General features: G+C 61.5%; 21 protein-coding genes. 13 read left to right on the top strand and 8 right to left on the bottom strand.

From position 1 onward, the window contains the following. Positions 1–23: 23 nt before the first annotated feature. The 4 genes from QCL51_RS24885 to aspA all read right to left on the bottom strand — a co-directional run bounded on the left by QCL51_RS24885 (position 24) and on the right by aspA (position 5116). Positions 24–1127 carry a polyamine ABC transporter substrate-binding protein gene (locus QCL51_RS24885; protein ID WP_338444445.1) on the bottom strand — a complete coding sequence of 368 codons (1104 nt, stop codon included), beginning with the start codon at positions 1125–1127 and terminating at the stop codon, positions 24–26. Beyond that, a complete protein-coding gene (locus QCL51_RS24880) occupies positions 1127–2170 on the bottom strand; it encodes a histone deacetylase family protein (RefSeq protein WP_103469563.1) in 1044 nt (347 codons plus the stop codon). The genes QCL51_RS24885 and QCL51_RS24880 overlap by 1 nt, the downstream gene beginning before the upstream one ends. A 297-nt stretch (positions 2171–2467) precedes the next feature. Next, entirely contained in the window at positions 2468–3460 is a 993-nt protein-coding gene (locus tag QCL51_RS24875; protein WP_021785281.1) for an AraC family transcriptional regulator, read from the bottom strand. A 231-nt stretch (positions 3461–3691) separates the two neighbouring features. Continuing rightward, positions 3692–5116 (bottom strand): aspartate ammonia-lyase, encoded by a 1425-nt coding sequence (aspA, locus tag QCL51_RS24870; RefSeq protein WP_028697462.1) that lies wholly within the window; start codon positions 5114–5116, stop codon positions 3692–3694. A gap of 182 nt (positions 5117–5298) precedes the next feature. Between aspA and QCL51_RS24865 the strand changes: the two genes are divergently transcribed. Next, a complete protein-coding gene (locus QCL51_RS24865) occupies positions 5299–6216 on the top strand; it encodes a LysR substrate-binding domain-containing protein (RefSeq protein ID WP_162149607.1) in 918 nt (305 codons plus the stop codon). On the opposite strand, the gene QCL51_RS24860 is transcribed toward QCL51_RS24865, so the two are convergent. Next, a complete protein-coding gene (locus tag QCL51_RS24860) occupies positions 6208–6834 on the bottom strand; it encodes a zinc-dependent metalloprotease family protein (protein WP_021785278.1) in 627 nt (208 codons plus the stop codon). The two genes, QCL51_RS24865 and QCL51_RS24860, sit on opposite strands and share 9 nt — an antisense overlap. A 268-nt stretch (positions 6835–7102) precedes the next feature. Between QCL51_RS24860 and purE the strand changes: the two genes are divergently transcribed. From purE to QCL51_RS24840, 4 genes are all read left to right on the top strand, one after another. Further along, positions 7103–7594, top strand: coding sequence for a 5-(carboxyamino)imidazole ribonucleotide mutase (gene purE / locus QCL51_RS24855; protein ID WP_003253304.1), 492 nt, complete (start codon positions 7103–7105; stop codon positions 7592–7594). Positions 7595–7604: 10 nt separating this feature from the next. Continuing rightward, positions 7605–8687 carry a 5-(carboxyamino)imidazole ribonucleotide synthase gene (locus QCL51_RS24850; RefSeq protein WP_021785277.1) on the top strand — a complete coding sequence of 361 codons (1083 nt, stop codon included), beginning with the start codon at positions 7605–7607 and terminating at the stop codon, positions 8685–8687. A 108-nt stretch (positions 8688–8795) separates the two neighbouring features. Further along, positions 8796–9041 (top strand): GlsB/YeaQ/YmgE family stress response membrane protein, encoded by a 246-nt coding sequence (locus QCL51_RS24845; RefSeq protein WP_010955824.1) that lies wholly within the window; start codon positions 8796–8798, stop codon positions 9039–9041. 12 nt (positions 9042–9053) lie between these two features. Then, positions 9054–9623 (top strand): DUF3299 domain-containing protein, encoded by a 570-nt coding sequence (locus QCL51_RS24840; RefSeq protein ID WP_019437621.1) that lies wholly within the window; start codon positions 9054–9056, stop codon positions 9621–9623. Between the two features lie 123 nt (positions 9624–9746). Here the strand turns inward: QCL51_RS24840 and QCL51_RS24835 are convergent, their stop codons facing one another. Together QCL51_RS24835 and QCL51_RS24830 are read right to left on the bottom strand one after the other, a co-directional pair. Further along, the gene (locus tag QCL51_RS24835; protein WP_330508759.1) at positions 9747–10643 is read right to left on the bottom strand and encodes a D-hexose-6-phosphate mutarotase; all 897 of its coding nucleotides are present in this window, start codon (positions 10641–10643) and stop codon (positions 9747–9749) included. A gap of 71 nt (positions 10644–10714) precedes the next feature. Next, on the bottom strand, positions 10715–11113 hold the full coding sequence (locus QCL51_RS24830) for an acyl-CoA thioesterase (protein ID WP_003253317.1): 399 nt from the start codon (positions 11111–11113) through the stop codon (positions 10715–10717). A gap of 361 nt (positions 11114–11474) precedes the next feature. Between QCL51_RS24830 and QCL51_RS24825 the strand changes: the two genes are divergently transcribed. From QCL51_RS24825 to QCL51_RS24790, 8 genes are all read left to right on the top strand, one after another. Next, positions 11475–12764 (top strand): MFS transporter, encoded by a 1290-nt coding sequence (locus tag QCL51_RS24825; protein ID WP_103443637.1) that lies wholly within the window; start codon positions 11475–11477, stop codon positions 12762–12764. A gap of 235 nt (positions 12765–12999) precedes the next feature. After that, positions 13000–13998, top strand: coding sequence for a phosphate ABC transporter substrate-binding protein PstS (locus QCL51_RS24820; RefSeq protein ID WP_021785273.1), 999 nt, complete (start codon positions 13000–13002; stop codon positions 13996–13998). A 138-nt stretch (positions 13999–14136) separates the two neighbouring features. Beyond that, a complete protein-coding gene (locus QCL51_RS24815; protein ID WP_021785272.1) occupies positions 14137–16425 on the top strand; it encodes an ABC transporter permease subunit in 2289 nt (762 codons plus the stop codon). A 71-nt stretch (positions 16426–16496) separates the two neighbouring features. After that, entirely contained in the window at positions 16497–18113 is a 1617-nt protein-coding gene (gene pstA, locus QCL51_RS24810) for a phosphate ABC transporter permease PstA (protein WP_172402835.1), read from the top strand. Positions 18114–18185: 72 nt separating this feature from the next. Next, complete coding sequence (gene pstB, locus QCL51_RS24805) at positions 18186–19019, top strand: phosphate ABC transporter ATP-binding protein PstB (protein WP_021785270.1); 834 nt, start codon at positions 18186–18188, stop codon at positions 19017–19019. Between the two features lie 101 nt (positions 19020–19120). After that, positions 19121–19891 (top strand): phosphate signaling complex protein PhoU, encoded by a 771-nt coding sequence (gene phoU, locus QCL51_RS24800; protein WP_021785269.1) that lies wholly within the window; start codon positions 19121–19123, stop codon positions 19889–19891. Positions 19892–20053: 162 nt separating this feature from the next. Further along, entirely contained in the window at positions 20054–20944 is an 891-nt protein-coding gene (locus QCL51_RS24795; protein WP_021785268.1) for a response regulator, read from the top strand. Between the two features lie 146 nt (positions 20945–21090). Continuing rightward, positions 21091–21987 carry a peptidoglycan DD-metalloendopeptidase family protein gene (locus tag QCL51_RS24790; protein ID WP_021785267.1) on the top strand — a complete coding sequence of 299 codons (897 nt, stop codon included), beginning with the start codon at positions 21091–21093 and terminating at the stop codon, positions 21985–21987. A 12-nt stretch (positions 21988–21999) separates the two neighbouring features. Here QCL51_RS24790 and QCL51_RS24785 read toward each other — a convergent pair whose 3' ends face one another. Continuing rightward, on the bottom strand, positions 22000–23340 hold the full coding sequence (locus QCL51_RS24785; RefSeq protein ID WP_021785266.1) for a hemolysin family protein: 1341 nt from the start codon (positions 23338–23340) through the stop codon (positions 22000–22002). Positions 23341–23431 lie beyond the last annotated feature (91 nt).

Raw genomic sequence — 23431 nt, 5'->3', positions numbered from 1 at the left:
GCAAAGCAGCCCCCGGTTCAATATCAGGTACCGGACTTTATCCGCGTCCAGGCGCGGGTCCTGGCCCGTTCGGCATTTCGTGTCAAAGGCTTGAGGGTATACAGCTTGGCCCTCGCCTCTGCTGTCGGATACAGGTTGGGGTTGTTGCGAATCGTCGGATTCACCTTGTCGGTCGCATCCTTGTTCGGGTTCGGATACCCGACGAAGTCGCTGATCGGCGCAATGACCTCTGGCCGCAGCAGGTAGTTGATGAAGGTATGCGCATCCTCCGGGTTGGCTGCGCCCTTTGGAATCGCCAGCATGTCGAACCAGATTGGCGCGCCTTCCTTGGGCAGGCGCATGTCCACCACCACGCCGTTGTTCGCCTCGCGGGCGCGGTTGGCAGCCTGCGAGAAGCTGCCGCTGTAGCCCACCGCCACGCAGATGTCGCCATTGGCGATATCTGCCATGTACTTCGAGGAGTGGAAGTACGTGATATGCGGACGAATCTTCAGCATCAGCGCCTCGGCCTTCTTGTAGTCGGCCGGTTTGTCGCTGTTCGGCGGCAAGCCCAGGTACTGCAGGGCCACCGGTAGAATCTCCGACGGCGAGTCGAGCAGGGCCACGCCGCACTGCTTGAGCTTGGCGATGTTCTCTTCCTTGAAAATCAGGTCCCAGCTGTCCACCGGCGCGTTGTCGCCGAGTGCAGCCTTGACCTTGGCCGGGTTGAAGCCGATCAGCACGGTGCCGTACATATACGGCACGGCAAACTTGTTGCCCGGGTCATTGGCTTCGATCAGCTTCATCAGCGCCGGGTCCAGGTGTTTCCAATTCGGCAGCTTGCTGCGATCCAGCGGTTGGAACACCCCGGCTTCGATCTGTTTGGCGAGGAACACGTTGGACGGCACTACCACGTCATAACCGGAGTTACCGGTTAGCAGCTTGGCCTCCAGCGCCTCGTTGGTGTCGAAGATGTCGTACACCAGCTTGACGCCACTGTCCTTCTGGAACGCAGTCAAGGTCTGCGGGGTGATGTAATCGAACCAGTTGTATACACGCAGGGTACGCTGCTCGGCTTGCGCATGCAGGGCGCCCGTGGACAGGGTGGCAGCGATGAGCGGGGCGAGCAGACGTTTGAGTCGGACCATTATCGGGCTCCTGGCTGGGCGCGCTGGAAGCCTTCCAGCACATTGACCGCGTTGATGCCGATTTCTTCCACAGCGTAGCCGCCTTCCATCACGAACAGGGTCGGCTTGCCGAGTTGGCCGATGCGCTTGCCCATTTCCAGATAGTCCGGGCTGTCCAGCTTGAATTGCGAGATGGGGTCGTCCTTGAAGGTGTCCACACCCAGGGAGATGACCAGCACGTCGGCGTCATAGCTGGCGATGCGCTTGCAGGCATCTTCCAGGGCTGCGCTCCAGGCGGCCCAGTCGCTACCGGCCGGCAAGGGGTAGTTGATGTTGTAGCCCTCGCCTGCGCCTTCGCCGGTTTCATCGGCATAGCCTAGGAAGAACGGGAATTCGTCCTGCGGGTCGCCGTGGATCGAAGCGAAGAACACGTCGTCGCGGCTGTAGAAGATGTCTTGGGTGCCGTTGCCGTGGTGGTAGTCGACGTCAAGGATGGCGACCTTGCTTCGGCCTTGGTCGAGGAAGGCCTGGGCGGCGATGGCGGCGTTATTCAGGTAGCAGTAGCCGCCCATCACTTCACCGGCAGCGTGGTGTCCTGGCGGACGGCACAGGGCGAACGCCGCATGGGCGCCTTGCTCAATCGCTGCCTGTGCGGTCAGGGCAACTTGCGCAGCACTATAGGCCGCCTGCCAGGTACCCGCGGTGATGGGGGCGCCGGCATCGAAGCTGTAGTAACCCAGTTCGCCATGCAGGCCGGTCGGTTTGACCTGGCGCAGTGTGCGGGCCGGCCAGGTGAAGGGCAGCAGGTCACCCTCGTGGCCCAGTGCAGCCCAGCGGGCCCAGGCGCCTTCGAAGAAATTCAGGTAGTCGGCGCTGTGGATGCGCAGCAACGGCGCACGGCCGAAATCGGTGGGGCCCTGGATATCGCCGAGGTCGCGTTTTTTCACCTGGTCGAGCACATGGTCGGCGCGCGAAGGCATTTCGAAACAGGGCATCAGCTTGCCATCGATCAGCTCGCAGCGGCCGTGGTGCAGGCGGTGGTCATCGGAATAGATCGTCAGCATTGTTGTTCTCCGGTGGGGACTGGCGTGGGTCCATTGTTACGGGCTGATCAGCAGGGGAGAACGACGCAAACGGCCAAAAGGGGATCGATGTGGCCAAGGTCTATGGCCAGATGGGCGGTGACCTATCCCAGCCCCGTCGCGGGTAAGGCAGCGGCGGCAACGGTGAACGGCCTTTGGGCATTGGCCGGCAGGTCCGGCCCTTTCGCGGGTGAACCCGCTCCTACAATGGCCACCAAGGCGTCAGGGGTTGTGACGCCCCTGTAGGCGCGGGTTTACCCGCGAAGAGGCCAGAACAGGTCAACCACGAAAATGGCTGGGCGCCACGCCACTCCAGCGCTGGAAGGCATGCCGAAAACTGGCCGTCTCACTGAACCCCAAAGTCTCCGCAATCCGGTAGATCGGCATCTGTTCATCGGCCAGCAACTGCTTGGCCCGCTCGAACCTCAGTTCGTCCAGCAGTTGTTGATAACTGCAGCCCAGCGCCTGCAAATGCCGACGCAGGGTGCGCGACGAGCAGTTCATCTGCCGCGCAAGCCCTTCCAGCCCAGGGGCTGCGTCCAGTTGCTGCGCCAGCAGCTGGCGAATCCGTCCCAGCCATGCCTGGCGACCGGTGAATTCAAGGTTCAGGCGCCGGCAGCGCTCGCTCATGGCTTTGTGAGTAATCGGGTCGGCCAGCGGCAGCGGCATATCTAGCCATCGCCGTTCGAAGGCAAAGGCATTGTCCTCGGCGGCGAAACCGATCGGGCATGGAAACGCTCCGGCATAGAGCGCGTGGTAACCAGGGCGAGGGTGTTCAAAGCGTGCGCCAAGCAGCGGCAACGGACGGCCAAGCAGGTCGTCGCAGATGACTTTCAGCGACACCAGGCAGAACTCGGCGTTGAAAGCGCTCAGCGCCGGGCTGTCCTGGTAATCGCTGGCGCTGAACCAGACACGTTGGCCGTCGTCGAGCAAGCGCAGCTTGAAGACTGTTCCCAGCAGTGCCGGATATTGCAGCGCCAGGCGTAAGGCGTCACCCAAAGTGGCACTGGAGAGCAGCGCGTAACCGAGCATGCCGTAGCACGACACATGCATGCGCTGGCCCAGCTCCAGGCCAATGTCCTCGCGTCGGGCCACCGCATTGGCGCAAACCTGCAACTCCTGCTGTGTGGTGATGCGCGCATCGGCATGCCCCAGGTCTGCCGGGCCAATGCCGCTGCCGGCCAGCAGCGCTGAAGCCTCGCAACCGTCTGCCTGGAAGACGTTGAGAATCAGCGAAACTGCGTTGAGGGTGGTCAGGTGGCTGTGCAGCATGCTGGGTAATCCCGTGGGGCTGGGACGCATTATGGAGCAAGTTGTGTGCCGATATCCGGGGCTGCAGGTAAACCACATACTCTGCAGGCGCGGTCTGGTGTCGCGAAGGCCCGCAAAAGCGGCCCCCAAAACCTTCAGGCAAAAAAAAGGCCCGAAGCAAGCGCTCGGGCCTTGGAAAGGTTGAGAGGTGTCTAGTCCCTCGACCTGGTGAGACTGTTTACAGCGGCCTGATTACGCCTTCAGCGGAACCAGACGTGGAGCGATCATGTTTTCCGGACGCAGGATGTCGTCGAGCATCGCGTCGTCCAGCAGCTTCTCTTCGCGCACCAGTTCCAGTACGCCGCGGCCACTTTCCAGGGCAACGCGGGCGATACGGGTGGCGTTTTCGTAGCCGATGTACGGGTTCAGTGCGGTAACCAGGCCGATCGAGTGCTCGACCAGTTCGCGGCAGCGCTGTTCGTTGGCGGTGATGCCGACGATGCAGTGCTCGCGCAGCATGTCCATGGCGCGTTGCAGCAGGCGGATCGAGTCGAAGATCTTGTAGGCGATCAGCGGCTCCATCACGTTCAGCTGCAGTTGGCCACCTTCGGCGGCGACGGTCAGGGCCAGGTCGTTGCCCATGATGGCGAAGGCCACCTGGTTTACAGCCTCTGGAATAACCGGGTTGACCTTGCCTGGCATGATCGAGCTGCCTGGCTGACGCGCCGGCAGGTTGATCTCGTTGATGCCGGTACGCGGGCCGCTGGACAGCAGGCGCAGGTCGTTGCAGATCTTCGACAGCTTGACCGCTGTGCGCTTGAGCATGCCGGAGAACAGCACGAAAGCGCCCATGTCGGAGGTGGCTTCGATCAGGTCGGCAGCCGGTACCAGCGGATGGCCGCTGATGGTAGCCAGGCGCTGTACGGCCAAGGCCTGGTAGCCAGGGTCGGCGTTGATGCCAGTACCGATGGCGGTACCACCCAGGTTGATTTCGGTCAGCAGTTCCGGAGCCAGCGAGCGCAGGCGCTGCAGGTCTTCGTTCATGGTGGTGGCGAAGGCGCGGAATTCCTGGCCCAGGGTCATTGGTACGGCGTCCTGCAGCTGGGTACGGCCCATCTTCAGTACGTGGTCGAATTCTTTACCCTTGGCAGCAAAGGCCTGGATCAGGCTATCAAGGCTGGCCAGCAGCGCGTCGTGACCCAGCAACAGGCCCAGGCGGATTGCGGTCGGGTAGGCGTCGTTGGTCGACTGCGCCATGTTCACGTCGTTGTTCGGGTGCAGGTACTGGTACTCACCCTTCTGGTGGCCCATGGCCTCCAGCGCAACGTTGGCAATGACTTCGTTGGCGTTCATGTTGGTAGAAGTACCAGCGCCGCCTTGGATCATGTCAACTACGAACTGGTCGTGGTAATCGCCTTTGATCAGGCGGGCGCAGGCTGCAGAAATGGCAGCGTGCTTGGCATCGCTCAGGTGACCCAGCTCACGGTTGGCGTCGGCAGCGGCCTGCTTGACCATGGCCAGGGCCACGACCAGCTTCGGGTAGTGCGACAGCGGAACACCGGAGAGGTGGAAGTTGTTGGCAGCGCGCAGGGTCTGGATGCCGTAGTAGGCATCTGCAGGAACTTCAAGGGTACCCAACAAGTCTTTTTCGACGCGGAACGATGCAGCAGAGGACATGATGTATATCATCTCGATTTTGACCCGGCACCTGCCGGAATGGCGCCAATCCTAGGCCTGAAGGTGTTTTTGCGGCCAATGCTATTGCACGCTAACCTATGCACAAACGGCATAGTGTTTCATGTGACGCCAATTGATATTCGAGCGTGTTCCATTTTGGTGCACGCCGGGAGATGTGCTTTGTGAACCTTGAAAGCAAATGGCTGGAAGACTTCAGCGCTCTGGCCGCTACCCGCAGTTTTTCCCAGGCGGCAGAGCGGCGTTTCGTTACCCAACCGGCCTTCAGCCGGCGCATTCGCAGCCTTGAGGCGGCGTTGGGCCTGCAATTGGTTAACCGCTCTCGCACACCCATCGAGCTGACCGAGGCCGGGCAGCTATTTCTCGTCACAGCGCGTACCGTTGTCGACCAGTTGAGCGAAATTCTCCGTCATTTGCATCATCTTGAAGGCGGGCAGGGCGAAGTGGTGCAAGTCGCTGCGGCGCACTCCTTGGCGTCGGGCTTCTTCCCCCGTTGGGTGGCCCAGTTGCGCAACGACGGTTTGAACATCGCCACCCGCCTGGTTGCGACCAACGTCGGAGATGCCGTACATGCACTGCGCGAAGGCGGCTGCGACCTGATGCTGGCGTTCTACGACCCGGACGCGGCCTTGCAGATGGATGCCGAGATCTTCCCATCGCTGCACATGGGCAACACTGAAATGCTGCCGGTGTGCGCCGTGGGTGCCGATGGCAAGCCGTTGTTCGACCTGGAAGGCGAGGGCAGCGTGCCATTGTTGGCCTATACCGCCGGCGCATTCCTTGGCCGCTCGGTCAACTTACTGCTGCGCCAGCGCAACCTGCGGTATACCACCGTCTATGAAACCGCCATGGCCGACAGCCTCAAGAGCATGGCCCTGGAAGGGATGGGCATCGCCTGGGTGCCGCGCCTGTCCATGCGTGGCGAGCTCGAACGCGGTGAGCTGGCGATCTGCGGCGGTAGCCAATGGCATGTGCCGCTGGAAATCCGCCTGTACCGCTGCGCGCTGGTGCGTAAGGCTAACGTCCGCTTGCTATGGCGCAAGCTGGAGTCGTCTGCAGCACAAGGTGAAGCGTCACTTTGAATTCTCCTTCAGGTAATCAGTGATATTTGCACGATTCCTGTCGCTGTAGCGGTAGCAGTTGGACCGTGCCGGTACACGGGGGTGCGTGTACGTTTCACACACCCAACCATTGAACTTCAGTTCGGCGTCTTCATGGGTGGCGCCTAGAAGATGGCCAATTTCATGAGCTGCAGCACCGTATGCGGCCACAGAGGCAATGGCTGTTTTCTGCTTTAAATAGGCCAAGCCGGCGTTGTAGTTCAGGCCGCTGTGATCGTAGCTGTTGCGGGTGAGCAGGAGATGTTTATCCATGAGGGAGTAGAGTCGGTGTCGCTTTTGTGCATACACCTGCCGGCTGAAAGCATCCAGGAGCTTTTCGGACGGCATTCCTGCATAAGCAATATCGGTTATGTGTTTTATATTGCGTTGAAATATCACTTCGACGGGATGTTGGCTGAAACTGCGCATTTCGTTCAGCCAATGCTGGAAGAAGTCTTCGTTCAATTGCCCGTCGTGCATATCGGCCAGGTCGTCGTGCACATAGACGGTGACGGTGAGCGCTTGGGCTGCCGAAGCACTAGGCAATTGCACGCTGAGTGCCAGACCAAACGAAAGTGCGAAGAAGCATGGAGTTTTCATGTAGACGTACCAAAGTGCTCGAGGAAGGGCTGCGAGCGTGCAGCACTCGTCGACCCCGAGGCAGCAGGAAAAAGTTGTCCCACGAGACAGCTTGCCCTTTGATCCGGCATGTGCTTGTAGGGGTGGGCGGCCAGCCTTTAAATACGTTACAATCCCGCGCCTTCGGCCGACTGGTCGATTCAGAATCCGTATGACAAGCCACGCCGGCCCACCTGCGTGGCTTGTTGCTTTTAGCGCGCCAGAAGGCGCTTGCAGGAGAGGCTCGACGATGAGTGCACTGGTTGGCGTGATCATGGGCTCCAAGTCCGATTGGTCCACCCTTAGCCACACCGCCGATATGCTGGAAAAACTCGGCATTCCCTACGAAGTGAAGGTGGTTTCCGCCCACCGCACCCCGGATCTGCTGTTCCAGTATGCCGAGGAGGCTGAGGGCCGTGGCATCGAGGTGATCATCGCCGGTGCCGGTGGCGCAGCCCACCTGCCAGGCATGTGCGCCGCCAAGACCCACCTGCCGGTGCTGGGCGTGCCGGTTCAGTCGTCGATGCTGTCGGGCGTCGATTCGCTGCTGTCGATCGTGCAGATGCCTGCCGGTGTGCCGGTTGCCACCCTGGCCATCGGCCGTGCCGGTGCAGTCAACGCTGCCCTGTTGTCGGCCAGCATTCTGGGCGCCAAGTACCCGCAGTACCACGCGGCGTTGAAGCAGTTCCGCACGGAACAGACCGACACCGTGCTGGACAACCCAGACCCGCGCCAGGCTTGAGGCTCAACCCATGAAGATCGGTGTAATCGGTGGCGGCCAGCTGGGCCGCATGCTGGCCTTGGCGGGTACCCCGCTGGGCATGAACTTCGCCTTCCTCGACCCGGCACCGGACGCCTGCGCTGCGCCCCTGGGCGAGCACCTGCGTGCCGACTACGGCGACCAGGACCACCTGCGTCAGCTGGCCGACGAAGTCGACCTGGTCACCTTCGAGTTCGAAAGCGTCCCGGCCGAGACCGTCGCCTTCCTTTCGCAGTTCGTGCCGGTGTACCCCAGCGCCGAATCGCTGCGCATCGCCCGTGACCGCCTGTTCGAAAAGAGCATGTTCCGCGACCTGGGCATCCCCACTCCGGCCTTCGCCGACATCCTCTCGCAGGCAGATCTGGACGCCGCAGTGGCCAGCATCGGCCTGCCGGCCGTACTGAAAACCCGCACCCTGGGTTACGACGGCAAGGGCCAGAAGGTGCTGCGCACGCCAGAAGACGTGGTGGGTACCTTCGCCGAGCTGGGCAGCGTGCCATGCCTGCTGGAAGGCTTCGTGCCGTTCACTGGCGAAGTATCGCTGGTGGCCGTGCGTGGCCGCGATGGCGAAACCCGCTTCTACCCGCTGGTGCACAACACCCACGAGAGCGGCATCCTGCGCCTGTCGGTGGCCAGTCAGGCACACCCGCTGCAGGCGCTGGCCGAAGATTACGTCGGCCGCGTGTTGCAGAAGCTGGATTACGTTGGCGTGATGGCCTTCGAGTTCTTCGAAGTTGATGGTGGCTTGAAGGCCAACGAAATAGCCCCGCGTGTGCACAACTCCGGGCACTGGACCATCGAAGGTGCCGAGTGCAGCCAGTTCGAGAACCATCTGCGTGCCGTTGCCGGCCTGCCACTGGGCTCGACCGCCAAGGTGGGCGAGAGCGCGATGCTCAACTTCATCGGTGAAGTGCCGGCCGTGGACAAGGTTCTCGCCATCGGGGACTGCCACCTGCACCACTACGGCAAAGCCTTCAAGGTTGGCCGCAAAGTTGGACACGCCACCCTGCGCTGCGCTGACATGGCCACCCTCGAGCGCAAGATTGCCGAAGTAGAGGCGCTGATCAGCAACTGATCGGGCATCGAATCGAACTTCTGCAAGCGGCACGCCCTCTGAATATGGCAGCAAGCCGAAGCCCGTCTAGGCTTTGGCTTGTTCCAACTTCACTGCAGAGGGATTGCCATGGGTATCATTGGAACCATCTTCATCGGCCTCATCGTCGGCCTGCTGGCCCGCTTCATCAAGCCGGGCGATGACAGCATGGGCTGGATTATGACCATCCTGCTGGGTATTGCCGGCTCCTTGTTGGCTACCTATGGCGGCCAGGCGCTGGGTATATACCAGGCTGGGCAGGCGGCGGGCTTCTTTGGTGCGCTGGTCGGTGCCGTGGTCCTGCTGGTGATCTACGGATTCATCAAGAAACGCTGATTACTGGTTAGAATGCTCGGCAATTCATTCGAGTTGCCGAGCATTTTCATGCGTGCCTTTTTCCTTGTCCCCTTGCTGTTGGCCAGTACGCTGGCCCATGCCGAACTGCCCGAAACCGACTGGCTGGAGCTGATGCCCAGGTCGGACCAGAAGGCGCTGGAACAAATGCCTGAAATCGACCACAACTCACCGGAAGCCATGGGCACTTTTACCGCCAAGGGTGGCCTCAAGCAGAGCAAGGGCCTGCCTGCGGTGATGTATTCGACCAAGACCGTTGCGGCCATGAATGGCAAGGACATCCGCCTAGGTGGCTACCCTGTGCCGCTGGAGAGTGACGCCAAGGGCAACAGCACGTTGTTCTTCCTGGTGCCGTACCCGGGTGCGTGCATCCATGTGCCGCCACCGCCGCCCAACCAGTTGGTACTGGTGCGCTACCCGAAAGGCCTGAAGATCGATGACATCTACACCCCGCTGTGGGTCAGCGGCAAGCTGAAGGTGGAAAAGGTCAGCAATGACCTGGCCGACGCGGCCTATGCGCTGGATGCGGGGAAGGTGAGGGTGGTAGAAGACGCAGACCTTTGATAATTGGCCCGGCCTCTTCGCGGGCTTGCCCGCTCCCACAGGTTCTCCACAAGCCTCGAAAATTGTGGGTTACCTGTGGGAGCGGGCAAGCCCGCGAAGAGGCCGGCAACAAAAGTGCTGGGCTCAGATATTTTCACAACCGATCTGGACGCTCAGCGAATGACTCGCCCCAGGCTTCAACTCCACCAGGTCATCCCACACATTGGCTGTCTCGATGCACAACATCCGCTGCCATCCATCGTCAGCCATGTCCGCCAGCTCCTTGGCCCGCTCGGTCCACGGGTTCCAGATCACCGCTGAGCGCGAGCTGCTGCTGGTCAAGGTAATCCGCCGACTCCAATGCGTGTCGACGATGCTGAGGGTCTGCGGGGTGTTCAGGTAGATCCGGTCCGTCTCCCCGGCAAACGTCAGTGCCCCCAGCTGCTGGCGCTGTTCCCAGCCCGCCAGGGTCTCGATATAACCCAGCCCGTCGACACCCTCGACCCGCGCCTGGCGCACATCGCTGACCGCGAAGTAGCTATGCAGGGCCTGGCTGATGGTCACGGGGGTATTGCCCATGTTGCGGCTGGTCAGGCTCAGTTTTAGCTCTGTGCCCATCTCCACCACCAGTTTCAGCTCGACATCATGAGGCCAACCCGGCAGGTCGCCCTGCGCTTCAGGCAGTTCGAACTCGATCCGCAGGGTTTCGCCCACTTCCTCGATACCCAGCAATTGCCAGTCACGCGTGCGCGCAAGCCCGTGGGCAGGCGCCGGTGTTCCCTGGTACATGGCCTGGACGGCCTGAGGGTTGCGCTGCAGGTTGCCAAACCATGGCCAGCACACTGGTACCCCGGCGCGTACCGACTTGCCCTGGCGGAAGATGGCCTGGTCGCTCAGCCACAGCAGCGGCGGTTCGCCTACCTGCTGGTAGCTGAGGACCTGTGCGCCCTGCTGGGCGATCAGGAGTTCGGCGCGGTCACTGCTGATACGCCAACAGTTGAGTTCGCCATGTTGCTCGGTTACGACCTGAAAGGTAGCCATTGCGTTCGTCCCATTGATTGCCAGTGGGCCTTGGACCCGGGCACATGCAATGAGTTTACCGCCAGCGAGGCTCAGCGACGAGGCACGGAGCGGGTACGGCCACTGCCGTCGATGGCGACGAAGACGAATACCGCTTCGGTGACCTTGCGCCATTCGCTGGACAGCGGGTCGTCGCTCCACACTTCGACCATCATCTGGATCGAGCTGCGGCCGATTTCCAGGGTCTGGGTATAGAAAGACAGCTGTGCGCCTACCGCGACGGGTACCAGGAAGGCCATGCGGTCGATGGCTACGGTGGCTACGCGGCCGCCGGCGACACGGCTGGCCATGGCCGTGCCTGCCAGGTCCATTTGGGCAACCAGCCAACCGCCAAAAATATCGCCAAACCCGTTGGTTTCTCGCGGCAATGCGGTGATTTGCAAGGCCAGGTCGCCTTGCGGGATTGGATCTTCTTGTTCGAGCTCAATCATGCGATGGGGCCTCTGACCCGTGACGCTTTTCGTTGGTGTGGCGCAAAGGCCGGGTAAACGATTCAGCTTGAAACATACTACGCCGATTTCGTTTCACTGGGCGGCCGTAGGGAAACTCTGCGAAACCGCCTGACAATAGTGACCGGCGTTTTCGCACAACATCCCACGTTAGGAGCAACCTAATCCTACGATCTGCCAGTATATAGGGCATAACGGCCAGCGACGACCGCGCATTCATGAATATCTGCGTGGATTTTGTATCGCTTTCGGCGTAGCTCGGCAATTTGCTATCTTCGCCTGTCTCCAATCCAGAAGCCGCGCGCCAAGCGGCCTGCATGCCCTACAAAGAGAACAACGAGCGATGACCTCCGTGCCCAGCAGTATCGAGCAGCCCTCGCGGCCGCTGACCCGCAGCGACTACAAGACCCTCTCACTGTCCGCCTTGGGCGGTGCGCTGGAGTTCTACGATTTCATCATTTTCGTGTTCTTCGCCACGGTGGTGGGCAAGTTGTTCTTCCCGGCCGACATGCCCGAGTGGCTGCGGCTGATGCAAACGTTCGGCATCTTCGCCGCCGGTTACCTGGCGCGGCCGCTGGGCGGCATCATCATGGCCCATTTCGGTGACTTGCTTGGTCGCAAGAAGATGTTCACCTTGAGCATATTCATGATGGCCCTGCCGACCCTGATCATGGGGTTGCTGCCGACGTATGCGCAGATCGGCATGTGGGCACCGATCCTGCTGTTGTTGATGCGCGTCATCCAGGGCGCGGCAATCGGCGGCGAAGTACCGGGCGCATGGGTGTTCGTCTCCGAGCACGTGCCGGCTCGCAACACCGGCTATGCCTGCGGCACCCTGACCGCTGGCCTGACTGCCGGCATCCTGCTGGGCTCGCTGGTAGCGACCCTGATCAACAGCGTGTACAGCGCGGAAGAAGTGGCTGACTACGCCTGGCGTATTCCGTTCCTGCTTGGCGGTGTGTTCGGCCTGTTCTCGGTGTACCTGCGCCGTTGGCTGCACGAAACCCCGGTGTTCGCCGAAATGCAGCAACGCAAGGCACTGGCCGAGGAGCTGCCGCTGCGCGCTGTGCTGCGCGACCACCGTGGCCCGATCATCCTGTCGATGTTGCTGACCTGGATGCTTTCAGCCGGCATCGTGGTGGTCATCCTGATGACCCCGGCGCTGCTGCAGAGCTTCTACCACATCAGCCCGACCGACTCGCTCAAGGCCAACAGCCTGGCCATCGTGTTGCTCAGCTTCGGCTGTATTGGTGCCGGCGGCCTGGCCGACCGCTTTGGTGCGGGCCGCGTGTTCGTGATCGGCAGCCTGCTGCTGCTGGCCAGCTCCTGGACCTTCTACCACAGCCTGCCGACCCGGCCCGAGTTGCTGTTCCCGCTGTATGCCGTCACCGGTCTGTGCGTGGGCGTGATTGGCGCAGTGCCTTATGTCATGGTCAAGGCGTTCCCGGCGGTGGTGCGTTTCAGCGGGTTGTCGTTCTCGTACAACGTGGCCTACGCCATCTTTGGCGGGCTGACGCCGATGGTGGTGACCGCATTGCTGAAGGTGAGCCCGATGGCGCCTGCCTACTACGTGGCAGGCCTTTGCGCCGTCGGTCTGGCCGTGGGCCTGTACCTGCTCGCCAACAAGCGCTGATCTGCGCTACGGCTACTGGCCTCTTCGCGGCTAAAGCCGATCCTACAGGGGGTTGCACAGGCCTAAAGGCCGACACCGAACCTGTGGGGGGGCTTTAGCCGCGAAGAGGCCGGGCCTGTTTTCAGTGATGGCCTTTCATCCAATTGTCACAATGAAGTCATATCGTATTCATGCGGCCTGCCGATACTTGGGCCCGTTCCATCCAACACCCCAATATTCCTGCTAGGAGCAAGGCATGAAACTGAAGCGTTTGATGGCGGCCCTTACCTTTGCCGCCGCTGGCGTTGCAACCGCCAACGCGGTAGCCGCTGTCGATCCTGCGATCCCGACCTACACCAAGACCACCGGTGTTTCGGGCAACCTCTCCAGCGTCGGTTCCGACACCCTCGCGAACCTCATGACTCTGTGGGCCGAGGCCTACAAGAAGGAATATCCGAACGTAAACATCCAGATCCAGGCTGCCGGCTCCTCTACCGCGCCACCCGCGCTGACCGAAGGCACCGCCAACCTCGGCCCGATGAGCCGCAAGATGAAGGATGTCGAGCTGCAAGCCTTCGAGCAGAAGTACGGCTACAAGCCGACCGCCATCCCGGTCGCCGTCGACGCCCTGGCCGTGTTCGTGCACAAGGACAACCCAATCAAGGGCCTGACCATGGCTCAGGTTGACGCCATCTTCTCCTCCACTCGCCTGTGCGGTGGCAAGGCCGAGATCAAGACCTGGGGCGACGTCGGTGTGACCGGCGACCTGGCCAACAAGCCAATTCAGTTGTTCGGCCGCAACTCGGTATCGGGCACCTACGGCTACTTCAAGGAAGAAGCGCTGTGCAAAGGCGACTTCAAGCCTAACGTCAACGAACAGCCTGGCTCGGCTTCGGTCGTTCAGTCGATCAGCTCCTCGCTGAACGGCATCGGCTACTCGGGCATCGGTTACAAGACCGCCAGCGTCAGGACCGTAGCCCTGGCCAAGAAAGACGGCGGTGAATTTATTGAAGACAATGAAGCCAACGCCCTGAACGGCACCTACCCGCTGTCGCGCTTCCTTTACGTTTATGTCAACAAGGCGCCGAACAAGCCTCTGGCCCCGCTGGAAGCCGAGTTCGTCAAGCTGGTGCTGTCGCAAGCGGGCCAGCAGGTAGTGGTGAAGGATGGTTACATCCCGCTGCCAGCCAAAGTCGTCGACAAGACCCTGGCTGACCTGGGCCTGTCGCACGCCGGTAACGTTGCAAAGAAGTAAGTAATTAAGAAGAGGCCGGTGCCACAGCCCGGCCTCTTCCACGAATTTCCAGTCCGAAGCCAGGTTCCCTGTGCGGCGGGCTTTCGCGCGTCACCACTTTGTAATGTTTTTGTCACACGGGACCGCTAGGGTGTGCGCATGAATGATCTGGCCAATTCCAACATGACCCAAAACTCCCAGCCCGTGCGCATTGATTTCAATACGCCCGAGTTGCAACGCAAGCGTCGCATGCGCGCGCTCAAGGACCGCCTGACCCGCTGGTATGTACTGGTAGGCGGGCTTGCCGTATTGGCGGCAATCACGTTGATCTTCTTCTACCTGGCCTATGTGGTGTTGCCACTGTTCCAGGGTGCCGAGCTGACCAGCAAGAAAGCCCTGGAGCCGACATGGCTGCAGCAGGATGCCGGTAAGCCACTGATGATCGCGCTTGAAGAGCAGAATCAGGTGGGGATGCGTGTTTCGGACAAGGGCCAGGCATTGTTCTTCGATACCAAGACCGGTAACGAACTCAAGCGTGTCGATCTGGCAGTGCCGGCGGACACCCAGGTTACTTCCATCAGTACTGACCAGCCGGGCAGCGCGCTGGTGGTTCTGGGCTTGTCCAATGGTCAGGCCCTGGTGTTCCACCACACCTACAAGATCACCTACCCGGACAACAAGAAAACCATCACCCCTGGCATCGACTATCCGTACGGCGAGCAATCGTTCGTGCTCGACGAGCAGGGGCGTGCGCTGGACCACGTCAGCGTCAACGTCAATGGTGACACTCTGCTGCTGGCCGGCTCTACCGGTGCTCAGCTGCAGGTGGTCGAGCTGACCCGCACGGAAAACATGATGACCGAAGAGGTCACCACCGAGCAGAACCGCATCGAACTGCCGCAAATGACCGAAACGGTGAAGAATATCTTCATCGACCCACGCCAGCACTGGCTGTACGTGATCAACGGTCGCGCCACGGCCGATGTGTTCAGCCTGCGCGACAAGAGCCTCAATGGCCGTTATAAGCTGTCTGAAAGCGCCGACACCGAAATTACCGCCACCGCCCAGCTGGTTGGTGGCATTTCGCTGATCATCGGTGACTCCAAGGGCGGGCTGGCCCAATGGTTCATGGCCCGTGACCCGGATGGAGAATCGCGCTTCAAGCAGATCCGTACCTTCCAGATGGGCAAGGCACCGATCGTGCAGATCGACGCCGAAGAGCGCCGCAAAGGCTTCATCGCCTTGGACGCCGAAGGCAAACTGGGCGTGTTCCACAGCACTGCACACCGAACCCTGCTGGTTGAGCAGGCTGCCGAAGGCCCTGGCACCCTGGCCCTGTCGCCACGCGCCAACCGAATCATTATCGAAGAAGGCGGCAAGTTGTTGCCGTTGAGCCTGCGCAACCCGCACCCGGAGGTTTCGTTCAGCGCGCTGTGGGGCAAGGTGTGGTACGAGAACTATGACGAGCCGAAATACGTCTGGCAATCGACCGCTTCGAACACTGACTTCGAGCCCAAACTGAGCCTGTCGCCGCTGACCTTCGGTACCTTGAAGGCCGCGTTCTACGCCATGATCCTGGCCGCCCCGCTGGCCATTGCTGCAGCCATCTATACCGCCTACTTCATGGCCCCGCGCATGCGCCGAAAGGTCAAGCCGGTGATCGAGCTGATGGAAGCGATGCCGACGGTGATCCTTGGCTTCTTCGCCGGCCTGTTTTTGGCCCCGTACCTGGAAGGCCACTTGCCCGGTGTGTTCAGCCTGTTCCTGCTGATGCCGATCGGTATCCTGCTGGCCGGCTTTGTCTGGAGCCGGCTGCCGGAGTCGATCCGCCTGCGCGTGCCGGATGGTTGGGAAGCGGCGATCCTGATTCCGGTCATCCTGTTTACCGGCTGGTTCGCCCTGACCATGAGCCCGCACCTGGAAAGCTGGTTCTTCGGCGGTGACATGCGCCTGTGGATCACCAACGACTTAGGTATCACCTACGACCAGCGCAACGCCCTGGTGGTCGGTATTGCCATGGGCTTCGCGGTCATTCCGAACATCTACTCGATTGCTGAAGACGCCGTGTTCAGTGTGCCGCGCAGTCTGACCCTGGGCTCGCTGGCCTTGGGCGCGACGCCTTGGCAGACCCTGACCCGTGTGGTGATCCTCACCGCCAGTCCGGGCATCTTCTCAGCGCTGATGATCGGCTTGGGCCGTGCAGTCGGCGAGACCATGATCGTGCTGATGGCCACCGGCAACACACCGGTGATGGAGATGAACCTGTTCGAGGGCATGCGCACCCTGGCCGCCAACGTGGCCGTGGAAATGCCGGAGTCGGAAGTCGGTGGCAGCCACTATCGCGTGCTGTTCCTCGCTGCTTTGGTGCTGCTGATGTTCACCTTCGTCATGAACACCTTGGCCGAGCTGATTCGCCAGCGTCTGCGCAAGAAATACTCGTCGCTTTGATAGAAAGGTAGCGATCCGTGAAAAAGGATTCCCTCAAAGGCTGGTTCAAGAGCGGCGCCCCAGGCGTCTGGATGAGCGGCGGCGCGGTGGCCATGGCCGTGATCATGACCGTCGGCCTGCTGGCGGTGATCGCCGTGCGCGGCCTGGGCCACTTCTGGCCGGCCGATCTTGTCCAGGCCACCTACAAGGTGCCGGGCCAGGCCGATCACGTCGTCATTGGCGAAGTGGTGCAGAAGGAGGAAGTACCCCGGGCTCGTCTGAAGGGGGCTGGCCTGCCGGTGCCTGACCAAGGCCCGGAGTTCATGACCCGGGAGCTTATCAAGGTGGGTAACCGCGACCTCAATGGTAGCGACTTCACCTGGGTGGTCGGCGACTGGCTGGTCGATGAACAGCACCCGGCCGATCTGATGGCCCTGGAGCGCCGCGAGTGGGGCAATTTTTACGGCTACCTGGTCAGCGTCAAGGAAGAAGGCCGCGTAGTCGCCGAGGGGCCTGCCGCCTGGAACGAACTGCAGGCCCGTCTCAAGCGCGCCAACCAACTCAACAACGAGCTGCAAAGCCTCGAGAAGAAGGACATCGGTGCCATCAACCATGGCCTCGAGCGCCTGCGCTTGCAGGCGCGCAAGCTGGAGCTGGACGGCAAGCTGGACGCCGCTGCACAGGCCGATATGGACGCCGACCGTGCCGAACTGAATAGCCGCTACAAGGCCATTGAAGACCGCCTGACCGGCCTGCACCAGGCCTTTGCCCGTGACAGCCTGGTGGCCCGCGATGCCAACGGCCGAGAAGTGGAGATCAACCTGAGCAAAGTGGTGCATGCCATCCGGCCGAACGCGATGTCGGGCTTCACCAAGCTGGGTAGCTACTTCACCAAAGTGTGGGAGTTCCTCAGCGAAGACCCGCGTGAAGCCAACACTGAAGGCGGTATCTTCCCGGCCATATTCGGTACCGTGATGATGACCCTGATCATGGCCGTGATCGTCACCCCGTTCGGCGTGCTGGCTGCTGTGTACCTGCGTGAGTACGCCAGGCAGGGCCCGGTCACCCGGCTTATCCGCATTGCGGTGAACAACCTGGCCGGTGTTCCTGCGATCGTCTACGGTGTGTTCGGTCTGGGTTTCTTTGTCTACGTACTGGGTGGCTCGATCGACCGCCTGTTCTTCCCGGAAGCCCTGCCGGCGCCGACGCTGGGTACTCCGGGCCTGCTGTGGGCATCGCTGACCCTGGCATTGCTGGCGGTGCCGGTGGTTATCGTGGCCACCGAAGAAGGCCTGGCGCGTATCCCGCGCACCGTGCGTGAAGGCTCGCTGGCGCTGGGCGCAACCAAGGCCGAGACCCTGTGGAAAATCGTCCTGCCCATGGCCAGCCCGGCCATGATGACCGGCATGATCCTCGCCGTGGCCCGTGCCGCCGGCGAAGTGGCGCCGCTGATGCTGGTGGGTGTGGTAAAGCTGGCGCCGTCGCTGCCCGTGGATGGTAACTACCCGTACCTGCACCTGGACCAGAAGATCATGCACCTGGGCTTCCACATCTATGACGTCGGCTTCCAGAGCCCGAACGTCGAAGCCGCGCGGCCGCTGGTATATGCCACTGCGTTGCTGCTGGTGCTGGTGATCGCGACTCTCAACCTCTCTGCCGTGTGGATCCGCAACCACCTGCGCGAGAAGTACAAGGCGCTGGACAGCTGACCCTGATTGCAAGCGCGCCGCCCGTAAGCCGGGCGGCCCTTTGAAACGAATTGATAGCGTATGGAGTTGACCATGCAGCAAGATTCCCACACCCATGGCATCGACATGTCTGCCTTGGGCCGCAACAAGCAGAGCCTGCGCCTGGCTGAAGAAACCGTGGCCATCGAAGTGCCGGGCCTGAGCCTGTTCTATGGCGACAAGCAAGCGCTGTTCGACGTACAGATGAACATCCCAAAGCAGCGTGTGACCGCCTTCATCGGCCCGTCCGGCTGCGGCAAGTCGACCCTGCTGCGTACCTTCAACCGGATGAACGACCTGGTTGACGGTTGCCGTGTGGAAGGAGCCATCAACCTGTATGGCAACAACATCTACCGCAAGGGCGAAGACGTTGCCGAACTGCGCCGGCGCGTGGGCATGGTGTTCCAGAAGCCGAACCCGTTCCCCAAGACCATCTACGAGAACGTGGTCTACGGCCTGCGCATCCAGGGCATCAACAAGAAGCGCGTGCTTGATGAAGCAGTCGAGTGGGCATTGAAGGGCGCGGCCTTGTGGGACGAAGTCAAGGACCGCCTGCACGAGTCGGCGCTGGGCCTGTCCGGTGGCCAGCAGCAGCGCCTTGTCATCGCCCGCACCATTGCCGTGGAACCAGAGGTGCTGCTGCTTGACGAACCGTGCTCGGCGCTGGACCCGATCTCGACCTTGAAGGTCGAAGAACTGATCTACGAATTGAAATCCAAGTACACCATCGTCATCGTGACCCACAACATGCAGCAGGCGGCGCGTGTTTCGGACTACACCGCGTTCATGTACATGGGCAAGCTGGTCGAATTCGGGGATACCGATACCCTGTTCACCAACCCGGCGAAGAAGCAGACCGAAGACTACATCACCGGTCGCTACGGCTAAGCGCCGCTCGCGAAACAGGCACCTCGGTGTCTGGCACCGGCGTTGCCGGTGTTCGCGGGTGAACCCGCTCCTACAGGGCCGCGCTACCAAAGGACAAAAAGATGATCAACAAAGATAGCCTTACCCATCACATTTCCCAGCAGTTCAACGCCGAGCTCGAAGAGGTGCGTAGCCACCTGCTGGCCATGGGCGGGCTGGTGGAAAAGCAGGTCAACGACGCGGTTACCGCGCTGATCGAAGCCGACTCAGGTCTGGCCCAGCAGGTGCGCGAGGTCGATGAGCAGATCAACCAGATGGAGCGCAACATCGACGAGGAGTGCTTGCGCATCCTCGCTCGCCGACAGCCGGCGGCCTCCGACCTGCGCCTGATCATCAGCATTTCCAAGTCGGTGATCGACCTGGAACGCATCGGTGACGAGTCGACCAAGATCGCCCGCCGCGCCATCCAGCTGTGCGAAGAAGGCGAGTCGCCGCGAGGTTATGTCGAGGTGCGCCACATTGGCGACCAGGTGCGCAACATGGTCCGTGATGCGCTGGACGCCTTTGCCCGCTTCGACGCCGACCTGGCGCTGTCGGTGGCCCAGTACGACAAGACCATCGACCGCGAGTACAAGACCGCGCTGCGTGAGCTGGTGACCTACATGATGGAAGACCCGCGCTCTATCTCGCGGGTGCTGAGCGTGATCTGGGTGCTGCGCTCGCTGGAGCGTATTGGCGACCATGCGCGCAACATCTCCGAACTGGTGATCTACCTGGTGCGCGGCACCGATGTGCGCCACATGGGGCTCAAGCGCATGACGGCAGAGGTGCAGGGCACTGCAGTCGCCAACGGTGAAAAGGCTAATGTTCCGGGCGAATCTGACGATAAGTAAGGTTGCTCCCGAGCATCGACGCCCGGCCTTGGCCGGGCGTTTTCGTTTGCGGTCGAGAGCCGGCAGGCACCCGCGAACGATGTGAAGAAGTCCCGGCGTGACCAGGTTGTAGCAAGTGGCCATCATTGGCAGTAGGCTAGACGGGATTCATAAGGAGTATCGATGAGTAAAGTGAATGTGCTGGTCGTGGATGACGCCCCGTTTATCCGTGACCTGGTCCGCAAGTGTCTGCGCAATGCCTTCCCGGGTATGGCCATCGAAGACGCGGTCAACGGTCGCAAGGCCATGGTCATGCTCGGTAAGGAAGCGTTCGACCTGGTCCTGTGCGACTGGGAGATGCCGGAAATGTCTGGCTTGGAACTGCTGACCTGGTGCCGTCAGCAGCCTGCACTGAAGAACCTGCAGTTCATCATGGTGACCAGCCGTGGCGACAAGGAAAACGTCATTCAGGCGATCCAGGCGGGCGTTTCCGATTTTGTAGGCAAGCCGTTCACCAACGAGCAACTGCTGACCAAGGTAAAGAAAGCCCTGACCAAGATCGGCAAGCTCGACAGCCTGATGGCCATCGGCCCGGCGCGAGCCAACTCGGCGTTTGCCAACGATTCGTTGAACGCGCTGACCGCAGGGAAGCCGGAAGCGGTCAAGGTTGCGGCGCCAGCGCCAGCGTCGGCCAAGCCTTTGGTCGCGGCTCCCGCACCGGCTGCCCCCGCGCCAAGCGGCCGTGGCCAGGGCCAGTTGCGCCTGGCCAGCGGCACGCAGCCATGCGTGATCAAGGCGTTGAGCCTGAAAGAGGCACTGCTGGTGGTACGCCGCAGCGAAGCGCTGCCACAGGTGCTGGAAGGTGCGGTGCTGGACTTGGAGCAGGGCGAAAGTGCCGAAGTCGCTCGCCTGAACGGCTACCTGCATGCTGTCGCGGCGTTGGAGCCAAAACCTGACAGTGACTGGTTACAGTTGACGTTCAAGTTTGTCGACCAGGATGCCCAGAAGCTCGACTACCTTTCTCGGTTGATCGCCCGCGGCACTGCGCAGAAGCACTTCACCCCTGGTGCCTGACCCGGCCCCGCGCCATGCTTTTGGCAGGCGCAGCACAAGGCTGCTCCTGCCAAAAGCCTGCCTCGCCCCATCCGACCAACTGCAATACAGACCGTAAAACCCGCTGCTAGGCTTCGACAGATCATAACTGTCAAAAAGCCACTATCATGCCCGCCCGCCTGCTGCTGTTCTGTGCATTACTCATGGCCTCAGCGTCGAGCCAGGGCGTGACGCTCTACAAGATCACCGACGATTCCGGTGTCATCTCCTATTCTGACCGGCCTGGCCCCGGCGCCAAGCCCTTGGTGCTGCGCGAGCCCATGGTCGAAACGCTCGAAGGCCAAGTGCGGCTGAATGCGAAAACCTTCGACGGTGGTGTGAGCTTTTCCGCACGTAACGAGCTGCACGTGCCGGTAGAGGTAGAGTTGCGGCTGGACAACCTGGTCAACGCACAAGGCGGCGATGCCCCGCGTATTGTGCGTCGGCTGCTGCCGCCGCGCAGCACGCAGATGCTCAGTGTGCTCAGGGGGCGGCCCGGGCTGCTGCTGAACTACCGTTCGACCCTGCTGCAGGCCATGGGTGACCCGGGTAAGCGGCCCCAGGGCTTCCGCTATGCGTTCCCGTGGATTGGCGGGCCGTTCCGCGTCACTCAGGGCCCCAATGGCCGCGTCAGTCATTTTGGACCCAAAGGGCGCTACGCCATGGATGTCGCCATGCCCGAAGGCACCACCATCATCGCCGCGCGGGAAGGGGTGGTGGTGAAGACGGAGAACAGCCAGAGCGGGCGCGGCCCAAACCCCTCGGGCAACTTTGTCAGGATTTTGCACCCGGATGGCACCATGGGCGTATACCTTCACCTGATGCGCGGTTCGGTGGTGGTGGCGGAGGGGCAAAGGGTACGGCAGGGCCAGATGCTGGCCAAGTCGGGCAATACCGGCAACAGCACTGGGCCGCACCTGCATTTTGTGGTGCAGCGCAATGTGGGGTTGGCGCTGGAATCGATACCTTACCGCTTCGCCAGGCCGATCAGCGGGATGCCGGATTTCACTGCCGGCAACCCCTGACCGATTGGACCATCAATCCAGCTTCAGCACCTTGGCCAGTACGATCTTGGGCCCTTTCATCTTCTTGATGATGATGCGCAGCCCTTCGACCTCCAGCACTTCCTCTTCTTCAGGGACGCGCTTGAGCGTCTCGTAGATCAGCCCGGCCAGAGTTTCCGCCTCGATGTGGTCAAGGTCGATACCCAGCAGGCGCTCGACCTTGAACAGCGGGGTGTCCCCGCGCACCAGCAGCTTGCCCGGCTGGTAGGCGAGAATGCCTCGCTCGGTCTTGCGGTGCTCGTCCTGGATGTCGCCCACCAGCACTTCCAGCACGTCTTCCATGGTCAGGTAGCCGATCACCTTGCCATCGGCCTCTTCTACCAGTACGAAGTGCGCCCCGCCCTTACGGAACTGCTCCAGCAACTGGGCCAAGGGCATGTGCCGCGACACGCGTTCGAGTGGCCGGGCAAGGTCCTCCAGGTCGATGGTCTCTGGCAAGTGCTCCAGCTCAGCCAGCTCCAGCAGCAGGTCCTTGATGTGCAGCAGGCCGGTGAATTCTTCGCGCTCGGCGTCGTATACCGGGTAGCGGCTGAACTTGTGGCGGCGCACCAGAGCCAGGATCTGCTTCAGAGGCGCATGGGCGTCGATGCTGATCATGTCCTCACGCGAGTTGGCCCAGTCGACCACTTCCAGCTCGCCCATTTCCACGGCCGAGGCCAGCACGCGCATGCCTTGGTCGCTTGGGTCCTGACCGCGGCTGGAGTGCAGGATCAGCTTGAGCTCTTCGCGGCTGTAGTGGTGTTCGTGGTGCGGGCCAGGCTCGCCCTGGCCGGCAATGCGCAGAATGGTGTTGGCACTGGCATTGAGCAGGTAGATGGCCGGGTACATTGCCCAGTAGAACAGGTAGAGCGGTACCGCAGTCCACAGCGACAGCAGCTCTGGCTTGCGGATGGCCCAGGACTTGGGTGCCAGCTCGCCGACCACGATGTGCAGGTACGAGATGACGAAGAAGGCGACGAAGAACGAGATCCCCTTGACCAGCTCGGCGCTGTCCACGCCGAAATAGGCCAGCAATGGCTCCAGCAGGTGGGCGAAGGCGGGCTCACCCACCCAGCCCAGGCCCAGCGAGGCAAGGGTGATACCCAACTGGCAGGCTGACAGGTAGGCGTCGAGCTGGTTGTGAACCTTGCGCAGGATGTTGCCGCGCCAGCCGTGCTTTTCGGCGATGGCCTCCACGCGTGTGGCGCGCAGCTTGACCATGGCGAACTCCGCAGCAACGAAGAAGCCGTTGAGCAGCACCAGCAGGAAGGCAAAGATGATCATGCCGAAATCGGCGAATAACGAGGTGAGGCTGATACCAGAGGAAGGGTCCATGATGGAGTTTTTACGGGGTCCGTCTTTGAGATAGAGAGAAAAAAAGTGCCAGCTTTTGCTGGCACGGGGAATCCAATGTAGCGGCTGGGGC

The sequence above is a fragment of the Pseudomonas sp. LTR0 genome (genome assembly GCF_036630035.1).
Taxonomy (GTDB): domain Bacteria; phylum Pseudomonadota; class Gammaproteobacteria; order Pseudomonadales; family Pseudomonadaceae; genus Aquipseudomonas; species Aquipseudomonas putida_Y.
The sequence above is the reverse complement of the archived record's forward strand: the minus strand, read 5'-3'. Positions and strand labels throughout refer to the sequence as shown.